The organism is Pseudomonas sp. CFBP13528, from assembly GCF_005233615.1.
Lineage (GTDB): Bacteria > Pseudomonadota > Gammaproteobacteria > Pseudomonadales > Pseudomonadaceae > Aquipseudomonas > Aquipseudomonas fluorescens_AM.
The window spans coordinates 177,675-192,069 of record NZ_QGAJ01000008.1 but is presented as its reverse complement, the minus strand read 5'-3'; the positions used below and the strand labels follow the sequence as shown (position 1 = coordinate 192,069).

The following is a 14,395-nucleotide window of genomic DNA, read 5'->3' as shown; positions in this document are numbered from 1 at the left end:
GGGGCAAGCCCCCTCCCACATTTAAACCATGCTCACTTCTGATTTTCAGGCCAACCCCCAACCCCCAACCCCGACTGACGGCTATTGTCAGAAATTCCCCGCAGGAGTACAAATGTACTCCATGACAACCCTGACCCCCCGCCGTACCGCCATCCTGACCTTCATCCGCGACCGCATCGCGCAGCAAGGCCAGCCCCCCAGCCTCGCCGAGATCGCCGAGGCGTTCGGCTTTGCCTCCCGCAGCGTCGCCCGCAAGCATGTGGTGGCTCTGAGCGAAGCCGGCTTTATCGAAGTCAACCCCAACCAGGCCCGTGGTATTCGCCTGCTCAACCAACCGTCGCGCCCGGAATGGCTGGATATCCCGGTGCTCGGCCGTGTGGCCGCAGGCCTGCCCATCGGTGCGGATGCCGAAGTGCACAACCGCCTGCAACTGGACCCCGCCACATTCGCCAGAACCCCGGACTACCTGCTGCGTGTGCAGGGCGATTCGATGATCGAGGACGGCATTCTCGATGGCGACCTGGTGGGCGTGCGGCGCAGTGCCGAGGCCTTGAATGGGCAGATTGTGGTGGCGCGCCTGGACGGTGAAGTCACCATCAAGCGTTTCGAGCGCACTGGCGACAAGGTGCGCCTGCTGCCGCGCAACCCCGCGTATCAGCCTATCGTGGTCGGGGCCGATCAGGACCTGGCCATCGAAGGGGTGTTCTGCGGCCTGGTGAGGCAAGGCTGATGGGCGCCGTGGTTGCCCTGGACTCGCTGTTCAATGGTGGGCGAGTCTGGAAGGGCCGGCCCGCCGCGCCACCGGCCAGTGTGCATCCCACGGGGCTGGCGGCGCTGGACGCGGTGCTGCCCAGCGGCGGCTGGCCGGAGGCGGCCTTGAGTGAAATTCTGATGGCCAGGGAGGGCGTGGGCGAACTGCAACTGGTGCTGCCGACCCTGGCGCGCTTGTCGGCGCTGGGCGAGCGCATTGTGCTGGTGGCGCCGCCCTACACGCCGTACCCCCACGCCTGGCAGAACGCAGGGGTGGATGTTCGCCAGCTCGCGGTGATCCAGGCCCAGGAGCGCGATGCGCTGTGGGCAGTGGAGCAATGCCTGCGCTCCGGCAGTTGCGGCGCGGTGTTGTGCTGGCCGCACAAGGCCGATGACCGGGCCTTGCGCCGTTTGCAGGTGGCGGCTGAAACCGGGCAGACCCTGGCGTTTGCCTGGCGCTCCTTGAGTGAGGCGATCAATCCATCGCCGGCCGCCTTGCGCCTGGCGGTCGAGTCAAGGCCGGCACAAGTGCGCGTGCTCAAATGCCGGGGCGGCCTGGCCCACCCGGCGCCGATTGCCCTGGCGGGGCATTGAGGTTGCCATGCGCTGGGTCTGTATTGTTTTCCCGCAATTGGCGCTGGACGCCGTGCTGCGGGCCCATCCCGAGCCCGATCAGCCGCTGGCACTGCTGGCCGGTACGCCGCAGCGACGCGTGCTGCAAACCGTCAATACCGCCGCCCGCGCACTGGGGTTGCGTCCCGGCCAGTCGCTGACGGCGGCGCATGCCCTGACCAAAGCCTTTGCCTGCGCTGAATACGACCCGCTGGACATCGAGCGCTGCCAGCAATTTCTGGCCGCCTGGGCCTACCGCTTCAGCTCCCAGGTCAGTGTGTATTACCCGCGCGCCTTGCTGTTCGAGATCGAGTCGAGCCTGGGCCTGTTCGGGCCCTGGCCGCAGTTCGAAGCGCGCTTGCGCCAGGAGTTGACCGAGCTGGGCTTTCGTCACCGCATCGTCGCCGCGCCCAATCCGGCGGCGGCGCGGGTGTTGGCCAATCGTTACGATGGCCTGGCGGTGGCCGATGACAGCGCCTTGATGCAGGCCCTGGCGCCACTGCCGGTCGACCGCGCCGGGATTGACCCGCAGGCCGCCAGCGCCTTGTCGCGCATGGGCCTGCGCACGTTGGCCCACGTGCAGGCGCTGCCCCGGCATACCCTGGCGCGACGCTTTGACGCCAGCCTGCTCAAGCACCTCGATGCCCTGACCGGGCAGCGGCCGTTGGCCCTGGGGTTCTATCAACCGCCGGACCGGTTCGATGTGCGCATCGAGTTGAATTTCGACGTGCAATCCCACCAGGCGTTGCTGTTTCCCTTGCGCCGCCTGACTGCTGACTTGTCCGCCTTCCTGTGCGGGCGTGACAGTGGCGTGCAGCGTTTCGACCTGCACCTGGAGCATGCCCAGGCACCGGACAGTGTGATCAAGGTCGGCCTGCTGAGTGCCGAACGCGAGCCCTCGATGCTGTTCGAACTGGCCCGTGGGCGCCTGGAACAGGTGCAAGTCACGGCGCCTGTGCGCGGGTTTCGCCTGGTGGCCCAGGACTTGCCGGTGTTCGTGCCGCAGCGCCAGGACCTGTTCGACGACCGCCCGCAACAGACCCTGCCCTGGGAGCAATTGCGCGAACGCCTGCGCGCACGCCTGGGTGATGAAGCGGTGCAGGGCCTGCGCTTTCACGCCGACCATCGCCCTGAATGCGCCTGGCAAACCGCCGTTGATCCCCGTCCATGCCCGACCTTGAACAAGGTGCGGCGCCCTGGCTGGTTATTGGAGCAGCCGACCTTGCTGGCCGAGCAGGGCGTACAGATCCTGATGGGACCGGAACGCATCGAATCCGGCTGGTGGGATGGCGCCGATATCCGCCGCGACTATTACCTCATCCAGACCCGTGCCGGCCAGCAAGGCTGGGCCTACCGCACGGTGGGGCAACAGGATGGGTTGTGGCTGCAGGGCTGGTTCGCATGAACACCAACAGGCCACCACCCCCTGTAGGAGCGAGCTTGCTCGCGAAGATAGTTAACGATAACGCGGGGCACCTGAATGAATGCGGTGCCCCAGGGTTTTTCGCGAGCAAGCTCGCTCCTACAGAGACGGGGCAGGCATGAGTTACGCCGAGCTGCATTGCCTGTCCAACTTCAGCTTCCAACGCGGCGCCTCCAGTGCGCTGGAATTGTTCGAGCGTGCCAAACGCCAAGGCTACAGCGCCCTGGCGATTACCGACGAGTGCACGCTGTCGGGCATCGTGCGCGCCTGGCAGGCGGCCAAAGCGCTGGAGTTGCCGCTGATTATCGGCAGTGAAGTGCGCATCGAGAACGGGCCGACACTGGTGCTGCTGGTCGAAAACCTGAGCGGTTACCAGCACCTGTGCCGTTTGATCACCCTGGCCCGACGCCGCGCCGAAAAGGGCAGCTACCGCCTGCTGCAGGAAGACTTCGAGCAACCGTTGCCCGGCCTGCTGGCCTTGTGGGTGGCGCAAGACAGCGACACCCAGGCCAATATCCAGTGGCTGCGCCGCACCTTTGCCGAGCGCCTGTGGCTGGCGGTGCACCTGCATTGCGGACAGGACGATGCGCGCCATCTGGAACAACGCCTGCAACTGGCGGCCAGCCTGCAGATCCCGGCGGTCGCCTGCGGTGATGTGCACATGCATGCGCGCGGCCGCCGCGCCCTGCAAGACACCATGACTGCCATCCGCCATCACGTCCCGGTGGCCGAAGCCGGCCTGCATTTGCACCCCAATGGCGAGCGGCACCTGCGCAGTCTCGAAGCCCTGGCCGCGCTGTACCCCCAAGCCCTGCTCGATGAAACCCTGGCCATCGCGCGGCGCTGCACCTTCGACCTCGGCCAGTTGCGTTATCACTACCCGCGTGAGCTGGTGCCCGCAGGCCATGATGCCGAATCCTGGTTGCGCACCCTCACTCAGGAAGGCATTGCCCAGCGCTGGCCCGAAGGCATCGACCCCAAGACCCTGGCGCAGATCGACAAGGAACTGGCGCTGATCAGCGAGCTGGGTTACGAAAGTTACTTCCTTACGGTGCACGACATCGTGCGCTTTGCCCGCAGCCGTTCGATCCTGTGCCAGGGGCGCGGTTCGGCGGCCAACTCGGCGGTGTGTTTTGCCCTGGGCATCACCGAGATCAACCCGAGCCTGAGCAATGTGCTGTTCGAACGCTTCCTGTCCAGGGAGCGCAACGAGCCGCCGGATATCGATGTGGATTTTGAACACGAGCGCCGCGAAGAGGTGCTGCAATACGTCTTCCAGCGTTATGGCCGCACCCGTGCAGCGTTGACGGCAGTGGTCAGCAGTTACCACGCGACCGGCGCGGTGCGCGATGTGGCCAAGGCCCTCGGGCTGCCGGCGGACCAGGTCAACGCATTGGCCGACTGCTGCGGGCGCTGGAGTGACGACGCGCCACCATTGGAGCGCCTGCGCGAAAGCGGCTTCGACCCGGACAGCCCGCTGCTGCGCCGCGTACTGACCCTGACCGGGCAATTGATCGGCTTTCCCCGGCATTTGTCCCAGCACCCCGGTGGCTTCGTGATTTCCGAATACCCGCTGGACACCCTGGTGCCGGTGGAGAACGCCGCCATGGCCGAGCGCACCATCATCCAGTGGGACAAGGACGACCTCGACGCCGTCGGCCTGCTCAAGGTGGATATTCTCGCCCTGGGCATGCTCAGCGCGATCCGTCGCTGCTTCGATTTGCTGCGCCGCCATCGCCACCAGAATTGGAGCTTGGCAACTATTCCCAAGGAAGACCCGGCCACCTACGCGATGATCAGCAAGGCCGACACCATCGGCGTGTTCCAGATCGAATCGCGGGCGCAGATGTCGATGTTGCCCAGGCTCAAGCCGAAAACCTTCTATGACCTGGTGATCGAGGTCGCCATCGTGCGGCCGGGGCCGATCCAGGGTGGCATGGTGCATCCGTATTTGCGTCGCAGGAACAAGGAAGAGCCCACCACGTATCCATCGCCTGAATTGGAAGTGGTGTTGAAACGTACCCTGGGCATCCCGTTGTTCCAGGAACAAGTGATGCAGATCGCCATGGTCGCCGCCGACTACAGCCCAGGCGAAGCCGACCAGTTGCGCCGCTCCATGGCCGCCTGGAAACGCCACGGTGGCCTGGAACCGCATCAGCAGCGGCTGCGCACCGGCATGCTCAAAAACGGCTACACCGAAGCCTTTGCCGCGCAGATTTTCGAGCAGATCAAAGGCTTTGGCAGCTATGGTTTTCCCGAGTCCCACGCGGCCAGTTTTGCCTTGCTGACCTACGCCAGTTGCTGGCTCAAATGCCATGAGCCGGCGGCTTTCGCCTGCGCGCTGATCAACAGCTGGCCAATGGGTTTCTACAGCCCGGACCAGATCCTGCAGGACGCGCGCCGTCATCGTCTGCAGATTCGCCCGGTGGACGTGCAGGCCAGCGACTGGGATTGCAGCCTGGAACCCATCGACGGCGAGCAACCGGCGATTCGCCTGGGTCTGCGCATGATCTCGGGCTTTCGCGAAGACGATGGGCGGCGCATCGAGGCCGTGCGTCAGTGCCGTGCATTCAGCGACATCGCCGACCTCGACGCCCGCACCGGCCTGGATGCGCGCGCCCAAGCCTTGCTGGCGGATGCCGGCGCCTTGCGCGGGTTGGCCGGTAACCGGCATCAGGCCCGCTGGGAGGTGGCCGGTGTGCAGACCCAACTGGGCCTGTTTGCCGGCCTGCCGAGCCCCGATGAAGCAGACGTGGCGTTGCCTCAACCCACGGTGGGCGAGGACTTGCACGCCGATTACGCCACGCTCGGCACCACCCTGGGGCCGCACCCTTTGACGCTGCTGCGCGCGGAACTGCGCAAGCGCCGCTGCCGCAGTTCCCAGGAGCTGATGAGCGTGGAGCATGGGCGCAATGTGAGCGTGGCCGGGCTGGTCACCGGGCGCCAACGTCCTGGCACCGCCAGTGGGGTGACTTTTGTCACCCTGGAAGATGAGTTCGGCAACCTCAATGTGGTGGTCTGGCGCGACCTGGCCGAACGTCAGCGCAAGGCCCTGATCGGCTCGCGACTGCTCAAGGTGGACGGGCGCTGGGAGGCGGTGGGCGAGGTGCGGCATTTGATCGCCGGGCGCCTGACCGACCTGTCGCCGCTGCTGGACGGCATTGTAGTGCGCAGCCGGGATTTTCACTGAGGCCAGTGGTTTATTCGGCCCAAGTTCGACAAGATGAAACCATCTACCGCCGCCGCGCTCCAAAACTTGCGACTGCCTTCTCATTGCCCAGAGCCCGATCATGCAATTTTTATCCAACTCCCACGGCTGTGAAGGCTGGGCCGGTGAAATGGCCCAGCGAATTCGCGCGTTTGACTGGTCAGGCACCGACCTCGGCCCGATCGATCGCTGGTCCACCAGCCTGGCCTGCACCGTGCAGATGATGCTCGCTTCGCCCGTGCCCATGGTGATGCTATGGGGGCGCGCCGGTTACATGATCTACAACGACAGCTACTCGGTGTTCGCCGGCGGTCGCCACCCGTACCTGCTGGGCACGCCGGTGGAACTGGGCTGGCCGGAGGTGGCCGAGTTCAACCGGCATGTGGTGGACACATGCCTGGCTGGCGGCACCTTGTCGTTCAACAACAAGGAATTGGTGTTGTCGCGCCATGGCAGGCCGGAAACCTTGTGGCTGGACCTCTACTACAGTCCGGTGGCCGGGGATAACCAGCAACCGGCCGGGGTGCTGGCGATCGTGGTCGAGACCACTGAACTGGTCAAGTCCGAGCGGGTGCGCCAGGAGCTGACCCATAATCTGGAGCAGCGCGTAGCGGCCGAAGTGCAAGCGCGTTCCGCCGCCGAGGAGCAGTTGCGCCAGTCGCAGAAGCTGGAGGCGATTGGCGGCCTGACCGGCGGCGTGGCCCACGACTTCAACAACCTGCTGCAAGTGATCGCCGGCAACCTGCACCTGCTGGCCCGCCATGAGCCGGACAACGCGCAAGTACAGCGGCGCGTCTCCGCCGCGATTGCCGCCGTGGAGCGCGGGGCCACCTTGTCCTCGCAACTGTTGGCGTTTGCGCGGCGTCAGCCCTTGTCGCCAGCGGTGTACAACCCGCAGCGTATCTATGCCGGCCTCGGTGAACTGCTGCAACGCGCGCTGGGTGAGACCATCCATATCGACGTGCAGTTGCCGCAGGATTCCTGGTGCATCAACGTCGACCGCAACCAGCTGGAAAACGCGCTGCTCAACCTGGCGATCAATGCCCGCGATGCCATGCAAGGCGAGGGGGTGATTCGTATCACCGGCGAGAACATCATTCTCAACCCGGCCGAATGCGCGGGCAAAAGCATCAAACCCGGCGAGTATGTACGCCTGGCGGTCACCGACACCGGCGCGGGCATGCCGTCGACGGTACTCAAGCGCGCGTTCGAACCGTTTTTCACCACCAAGCGCGAAGGGCAGGGCACCGGCCTCGGGCTGAGCATGGTGTTTGGTTTTGTCCGTCAAAGCGGCGGGCATGTCGACATCTGGAGCGAGGAGAACAAAGGCTCGGTGGTGCAGATGTATTTCCCGCGCAGCCTGGAACCGGAGCATGTCGAACCGGACATTGACCTGGAGAACCCTTGCACCGGCCAGGAAACCATCCTGGTGGTGGAGGACAACGAAGGCGTGCGCCTGACCGTGGTGGAGCTGCTGACGCAGTCGGGCTACACGGTGTTGACGGCCGAAGACGGCGATCAGGCCATGGCCAAGCTGCAGTCCGGCCTGCAACCGGAACTGATCTTTACCGATGTGGTGATGCCCGGCCGCATCAAGAGCATCGACCTGGCCAACTGGGCGCGTGCCCAGGTGCCGCCGATTCCGGTGCTGTTCACCTCCGGCCACACCCGCGACATTCTTTCCTCCAATCATCTGCTGAGCGCCGATATTCACCTGCTGAGCAAACCCTACAGTCCCGACGCCCTGACGCAACGGGTACGCAGCGTTCTCACCGCCAGACAAGGTTGTTCATGACTTCACAGCGCAACACTCCTCCACCGACCGTCCAGCACACCGGCTTTGTGCGGGTGCGCGGCGCTCGCGAACACAACTTGCGTAACGTCGACGTGGATATTCCCCGCGATGCCCTGGTGGTGTTTACCGGTGTGTCCGGTTCCGGCAAGTCGTCCCTGGCGTTTTCCACCGTGTATGCCGAGGCCCAGCGCCGCTATTTCGAATCGGTGGCGCCCTATGCGCGACGCCTGATCGACCAGGTCGGCGTGCCGGATGTCGACAGTATCGAAGGCTTGCCGCCCGCCGTGGCCCTGCAACAGCAACGTGGCACCCCGAGTGCGCGGTCCTCGGTGGGCAGTGTGACCACCTTGTCGAGCCTGATCCGCATGCTGTATTCCCGCGCCGGCCGCTACCCGCCGGGGCAGGCGATGCTGTACGCCGAGGACTTTTCGCCGAACCTGCCCCAGGGCGCGTGCCCGCAATGCCATGGCCTGGGTCGCGTCTATGAAGTGACCGAAGCGCTGATGGTGCCCGACCCGTCCCTGACCATTCGCCAGCGCGCCGTGGCGTCCTGGCCGCTGGCATGGCAAGGCCAGAACCTGCGGGACATCCTCGTGACCCTGGGTTACGACGTGGATATCCCATGGCGCGACCTGCCGAAAAAACAGCGCGACTGGATATTGTTCACCGACGAAACCCCCACCGTACCGGTGTACGCCGGCTTCACCCCGGCACAGACCCGCGATGCCTTGAAACGCAAGCTGGAGCCCAGTTACCAGGGCACCTTCAGCGGTGCGCGGCGCTACATCCTGCACACCTTCGCCCATACCCAAAGCGCGCTGATGAAAAAGCGCGTGTCGCAGTTCATGCAAGGCAGTGCCTGCCCGTTGTGCGAGGGCAAGCGGCTGACCCGGGCGGCGCTGTCGGTGAAGTTTGCCGGGGTGGATATCGGTGAGCTGTCGCAACTGTCCCTGACCCGCCTGGCCGAGCTGCTGCGGCCGGTGGCGGCGGGGCAGGACAAGATGAAACTGTCGGTGGAAAAGCGCCTGGCCGCCCAGCGCATCGCCGAGGATCTGCTCGAACGGGTCAGTACCTTGATCGAGCTGGGCCTGGGCTATCTGTCCCTGGAGCGCAGCACGCCGACGCTGTCGTCCGGGGAGTTGCAGCGTTTGCGCCTGGCCACGCAACTGGGCTCACAATTGTTCGGGGTGATCTACGTGCTGGACGAACCTTCGGCGGGCCTGCATCCGGCTGATGGCGAAGCCTTGTTCAGCGCGCTTGCGCGTTTGAAAGCGGCCGGCAATTCGCTGTTTGTGGTGGAGCATGACCTGGAAACCATGCGCCGCGCCGACTGGCTGATCGACGTCGGCCCGGCCGCCGGCGAGCATGGCGGGCAAGTCCTGTACAGCGGCCCGCCTGCGGGGTTGGCGGATGTCGCAGCCTCGCAGACCCGTGACTACCTGTTTGCCGAACCGCGGGCCTTGAATCCCACCCGGCGTGAACCCAGTGGCTGGCTGAAGCTGCAAGGGGTGACGCGCAACAACCTGAAGAATCTTGCCGTGGAGTTCCCGCTGGGCTGCTTCACGGCGGTGACCGGGATTTCCGGTTCGGGCAAATCCAGCCTGGTCAGCCAGGCGCTGCTGGAACTGGTCAGCAGCGGCCTGGGGCGTGTGCTGGAAAACCCCGACGAGCCCAGCCTGGAAGACGCTGCCCCAGCCGCCAGCGAAGGCCGCATCAGCGCCGGGCTGGAGCAGATCCGGCGTTTGGTGCAGGTGGACCAGAAACCCATCGGTCGTACACCGCGCTCCAATCTTGCCACCTATACCGGGCTGTTCGACAACGTGCGCAAACTGTTCGCCGCCACGCCGGCAGCGAAGAAGCGTGGCTACGATGCGGGGCAGTTCTCGTTCAACGTCGCCAAGGGCCGTTGCCCGAACTGCGAAGGCGAGGGATTCGTCAGCGTCGAATTGCTGTTCATGCCCAGCGTGTATGCGCCATGCCCGACCTGCCACGGTGCGCGATACAACCCCGAGACCCTGGCGGTCAAATGGCAAGGCCTGGACATCGCCCAAGTGCTGGGCTTGACCGTGGAGCAGGCCGTCGAGGTGTTTGCCGAACAGCCTGGCGTGCTGCGCGCCCTGCAGGTGCTGCGCGATATCGGCCTGGGCTATCTGCGCCTGGGCCAGCCGGCTACCGAGTTGTCGGGCGGTGAAGCGCAGCGCATCAAGCTGGCCACCGAGCTGCAACGCACGGCGCGGGGCGCCACGTTATACGTGCTGGACGAACCGACCACCGGGCTGCATCCCAAGGATGTCGACCGCTTGCTCAGCCAGCTCAATCAATTGGTGGAAGCGGGGCATACGGTGGTGGTGGTCGAGCATGAAATGCGCGTGGTGGCGCAGAGTGACTGGGTGATCGATATCGGGCCCGGAGCCGGCAATGCGGGCGGGAAGGTGGTGGCCAGTGGTACGCCGCAGGCAGTCGCCAACCACAAGGACAGCCGCACGGCGCCATTCCTGGCGCGTGAACTCTGAAATGCAGACAAGGGTGGGAGGGGGCTTGCCCCCGATAGCGGTGGGTCAGGTAAATGGATGTTGACTGATCCGCCGCCATCGGGGGCAAGCCCCCTCCCACAACTGATCGCGTGCAGGCCGAAGACTTCATGCATTCGATAAAGCGATTCACCCGGGTCTTGGCAACTGCTGGCAATTGCCACCAATCCCAATAAGCGTGGGAGTCGGCAAGCCCTCACAGTGAGTTCTCAAGCCACCTGCCTGGCCTGTTCGCGTTCGGCGATCAGTTGGCGGGTAAGCGGGATGAGTTTCTTCCCATAGTCGATCGCGTCGTTGAGCGGATCGAAGCCGCGAATCAGGAACGTGGTGATGCCCAGGTCGTAATAATCCAGCAGCGCCTCGGCGACTTGTTCGGCAGTGCCCACCAGTGCCGTGGAATTGCCCTGCGCGCCGAGCAAGCCGGCAATCCCGGTCCACAGGCGCTTATCCAGCCGTGAGCCTTGCGCCGCCGCTGCCAGCAATCGCCGCGAGCCCTCATTGGGCGGTTCGCGCCGCACAAAACCGCTGTTCTCGGCCAGCGCCGTGGCTTGCTGCAAAATGGTGTCCGCCCGCTGCCAGGCCAATTCCTCGGTCTCGGCCAGGATTGGCCGCAATGACAAGCTGAAGCGAATCGTGCGCCCATGCTGCGCCGCTTCGGCCCGCACCTGCGCCACCACCTCGCGCACTTGCTCGTAGGTCTCGCCCCACAGCGCATACACATCCGCATGCTTGCCCGCCACCGCGATCGCCGCCGCCGACGAGCCGCCGAAGTACACCGGGATGTGCGGCTGTTGCGGCGACTTCACACTGGAGTGCGCACCTTCGACCTGATAGTAGGTGCCGGCGAAATCGAAAGGCTTGTCGCTGGTCCATTCCTGGCGCACCACGCTCAGATATTCGTCGGTGCGCGCATAGCGCTCGTCCTTGCCGATATGGCTGCCATCGGCGCGCAGTTCACGGTCGTCGCCGCCGGTGATGATATGCACGGCGGTGCGTCCACCGTTGAACACGTCCAGCGTGGCGAACTGGCGCGCGGCCAATGTGGGTTGGGCAAAGCCTGGGCGGTGGGCGATCAGGAATTTAAGCCGCTGGGTCACGCTGGCGGCATGGGCGGCGATCAACGTGCTGTCCGGGCTGTTGGAATGGAAGGCCACCAGGGCACGGTCGAAGCCGGCCTCTTCATGGGCGCGCGCCACGCTTTCGACGTAATCGGGTTGCAGCGTCGGGCCGCTGCGCGGGTGGATCTCGGAGGCGTGGTGGCCGCCGATGTAGCCGATGAATTCGATGCTCATGGTCAGGTCCTTGTTGAAGTCGATAAACAAGCCTCCACCGGGCAGGGGGTCGGTCCGTAGCGTGAAAATAGGGCGCACGGCTGAATCTGTAAAAGGCCGATTGGTTCTAACCTAATTATTAAAATCGGGAATTACGATTTTAATCATTATCAGGAGTTTGCATTTAATAGCTTGATCTGCGCATTTTCCCGTGCGATGCGATCGCCTCCAAAGCTCGACAGCTTTGCCAATTGAACTACCTTGACTGTCGAGCCTTCCCACTCGGTACTCAAGCATGCGCACCTTATGGACGCGGTATCTGGCGTTGCTGGAAAACGACCTGAGCACACAGATTTTCGACAACGTGAAGAACCTGCTGGTATGCGCGCTGCTCTTCGCTGCGGGGACCAATGCGCTGGTAGGGCCCCGCGAGTTGTTTATCGGCATGTTCGCCTCACATGTCGCGGGTTGGGGCTTGATTATCCTGTCCACGGTACTGATGCTGCTGAACATCAGCGACGGCATTCGGCGGATGGCCAAGCTGCGTTATCACCTGGTGTTGCAGCTGTTGCTGATCCTGATCTATGTAGTGGTCGCCGAGCGGATGGTGGAGATTGTGTGGGGCTTTCGCGCCCAGTGAAGTATCCTCCGCGCCTCGTTCACCACTGATCCAGAGAAGATGACAGGACAAAACATGCAGGCGCTGCTGGAGTCGATCCTCGACGAAGTGCGGCCTCTGATCGGCCTCGGCAAAGTCGCCGATTACATTCCCGCCCTGGCCGACGTACCCGCCAACCAGCTTGGCATCGCGGTATACGGCAACGATGGCGCAGCCTATTGCGCCGGCGATGCCGATACGCTGTTTTCGGTGCAGAGCATTTCCAAGGTGTTCAGCCTGGTGCAGGCCATCGACCACGGCGGCGAAAGCATCTGGGAGCGCCTGGGCCATGAACCGTCGGGGCAACCGTTCAACTCGATGGTGCAGCTGGAATTCGAACGCGGCCGACCGCGCAATCCTTTTATCAACGCCGGCGCGCTGGTGATCTGCGACATCAATCAGTCGCGCTTCGCCGTGCCGATCCTGTCGATGCGCGATTTTGTGCGGCGGCTGTCGGGCAATCCGCAGATTCTGGTCAATAGCGTGGTCGCCGAATCCGAAGCCCAGCACGGTGCGCGTAATGCGGCCATGGCCTACCTGATGAAAGCCTTCGGCAACTTCCATAACGATGTGGACGCGGTGCTGCACAGTTACTTCAACTACTGCGCCTTGCAGATGAGCTGCCTGGACCTGGCCAGGGCGTTCAGCTTCCTGGCCAACGAAGGCGTGAGCGCCCACAGTGGCGAGCAGATCCTGACCGCGCGTCAGACCAAACAAGTCAACTCGATCATGGCCACCAGCGGGCTGTATGACGAGGCGGGCAATTTTGCTTATCGCGTAGGGTTACCGGGCAAGAGCGGGGTAGGCGGCGGGATTGTCGCGGTGGTGCCGGGGCAGTTTACCGTGTGCGTGTGGTCGCCGGAGTTGAACGCAGCGGGGAACTCGCTGGCGGGGATCAAGGCGTTGGAGTTGTTGAGCGAGCGGATTGGGTGGTCGGTGTTCTAAGAGTGTCACCGAAACAAACTGTGGGAGGGGGCTTGCCCCCGATGGCGGTCTCCCAGCCCATAGCCACCCAACTGACACGCCTCGGCCCAATGTGGGAGGGGGCTTGCCCCCGATAGCGGTCTCCCAGCCCATAGCTACCCAACTGACACGCCTCGGCCCAATGTGGGAGGGGGCTTGCCCCCGATAGCGGCCTCAGGGCCGACCAGGATGTTGGATTGGACCCGAGTACATATCCGTTTCTGCGGTAACGGCTGCTATGGGTTCCGCTTTTACAGCGGGTCACTTTTGGAAAAGAGCCCCAAAAGTAACCAAAAAGGCTCTTGCCCCACCACTCGGCACCTCGCCTAGGCTCGGTGTGCCCGAACGCAGGCTTGAATCCGTGGGCCGCCGCAATGGTCCATCCCTGGCCCAGTGCGGCTAACCCGGCGTCCTGCCGGGTTACCCACGGATTCAAGCCTGCGTTCGGCCAGCGTGGTTTAACGGGGCGCCCGAGATCAAGATCAAAAACGCGGCGGCCTTGGAGCCGACCGGTATTTTGTGTCGATCCCGGTCCAAATGTGGGAGGGGGCTTGCTCCCGATGAGGTATGTCAGCCAGCTCTGTTGTCGCTGACCCACCGCCATCGGGGGCAAGCCCCCTCCCACATTTGGATCTCCAGTGTTTTGGAGGATTTTATACGCTGCAGATTTACGTGGCTGGGCAGGCCTCATCCAGCACCTTGTCCACCAGCAGTTGCACGCCTTCAAGCATTCGGCAGATGCCCAGCGCTACATTGCGGTGGGCTCCGTCGATTTCGAAAGCGAGGTGGGTGGCGATGTCGGTGATGGAGGCCAGGTCCTGGGAGGCGTTGACCAGCAGGGTTTCCGTGCCGAGGTCGGGGCGTACGGTAAAGAGTTGTTCTGGAGGGTTGGGGGTGTCTTTGATCATGGTGAAACTCCTTTAAGAATGGAGCTGCCACGATTCGCGGTCAATCGAAGAGGGTGGCAGCGATACGCGGGTTGACCGACCGGTCAAAAGGAGCAAAACCGGCATACCCGAAGGTATCCCGCGTACAGCTGCCGCGACACGATACATCAGACGTAAAAAAACGCCCAGATTGGTGTTGGGGCAGTTGCTCTTTTGAAATCGGACGGTCAAATCCGGTCGCTGAATGGGCAGCGACGGCGAGGAGGTTAGCCAGCGGAGTTCCGAGCGACAACCTGA

Annotated in this window: 10 protein-coding genes; 8 read left to right on the top strand and 2 right to left on the bottom strand. The window is 63.9% G+C overall.

Annotated elements, in window-relative coordinates; genetic code table 11:
• The first annotated feature begins 112 nt into the window (after positions 1–112).
• The 6 genes from lexA to uvrA all read left to right on the top strand — a co-directional run bounded on the left by lexA (position 113) and on the right by uvrA (position 10,301).
• The gene (gene lexA / locus PspCFBP13528_RS16980; RefSeq protein ID WP_065952356.1) at positions 113–730 is read left to right on the top strand and encodes a transcriptional repressor LexA; all 618 of its coding nucleotides are present in this window, start codon (positions 113–115) and stop codon (positions 728–730) included.
• Positions 730–1,344 (top strand): translesion DNA synthesis-associated protein ImuA, encoded by a 615-nt coding sequence (imuA, locus tag PspCFBP13528_RS16975; RefSeq protein ID WP_101221420.1) that lies wholly within the window; start codon positions 730–732, stop codon positions 1,342–1,344. Before lexA ends, imuA begins: the two co-directional genes overlap by 1 nt.
• A gap of 7 nt (positions 1,345–1,351) precedes the next feature.
• On the top strand, positions 1,352–2,767 hold the full coding sequence (locus tag PspCFBP13528_RS16970) for a DNA polymerase Y family protein (RefSeq protein WP_137200809.1): 1,416 nt from the start codon (positions 1,352–1,354) through the stop codon (positions 2,765–2,767).
• A gap of 136 nt (positions 2,768–2,903) precedes the next feature.
• Positions 2,904–5,975: an error-prone DNA polymerase gene (locus PspCFBP13528_RS16960; RefSeq protein ID WP_137200806.1), complete on the top strand. Its 3,072-nt coding sequence runs from the start codon at positions 2,904–2,906 to the stop codon at positions 5,973–5,975.
• A gap of 100 nt (positions 5,976–6,075) precedes the next feature.
• Positions 6,076–7,788, top strand: coding sequence for an ATP-binding protein (locus PspCFBP13528_RS16955; protein ID WP_137200804.1), 1,713 nt, complete (start codon positions 6,076–6,078; stop codon positions 7,786–7,788).
• Positions 7,785–10,301, top strand: coding sequence for an excinuclease ABC subunit UvrA (uvrA, locus tag PspCFBP13528_RS16950; protein ID WP_137200802.1), 2,517 nt, complete (start codon positions 7,785–7,787; stop codon positions 10,299–10,301). The genes PspCFBP13528_RS16955 and uvrA overlap by 4 nt, the downstream gene beginning before the upstream one ends.
• 227 nt (positions 10,302–10,528) lie before the next feature.
• Here the strand turns inward: uvrA and PspCFBP13528_RS16945 are convergent, their stop codons facing one another.
• Complete coding sequence (locus tag PspCFBP13528_RS16945) at positions 10,529–11,611, bottom strand: LLM class flavin-dependent oxidoreductase (protein WP_065952435.1); 1,083 nt, start codon at positions 11,609–11,611, stop codon at positions 10,529–10,531.
• Between the two features lie 274 nt (positions 11,612–11,885).
• Here PspCFBP13528_RS16945 and PspCFBP13528_RS16940 point away from each other — a divergent pair, with 274 nt between their 5' ends.
• Positions 11,886–12,230 (top strand): hypothetical protein, encoded by a 345-nt coding sequence (locus tag PspCFBP13528_RS16940; RefSeq protein ID WP_101221415.1) that lies wholly within the window; start codon positions 11,886–11,888, stop codon positions 12,228–12,230.
• Positions 12,231–12,284: 54 nt separating this feature from the next.
• Complete coding sequence (gene glsB, locus PspCFBP13528_RS16935; protein ID WP_065952363.1) at positions 12,285–13,193, top strand: glutaminase B; 909 nt, start codon at positions 12,285–12,287, stop codon at positions 13,191–13,193.
• A 686-nt stretch (positions 13,194–13,879) separates the two neighbouring features.
• On the opposite strand, the gene PspCFBP13528_RS16925 is transcribed toward glsB, so the two are convergent.
• Entirely contained in the window at positions 13,880–14,119 is a 240-nt protein-coding gene (locus PspCFBP13528_RS16925) for a DUF6124 family protein (protein ID WP_137200800.1), read from the bottom strand.
• Positions 14,120–14,395 lie beyond the last annotated feature (276 nt).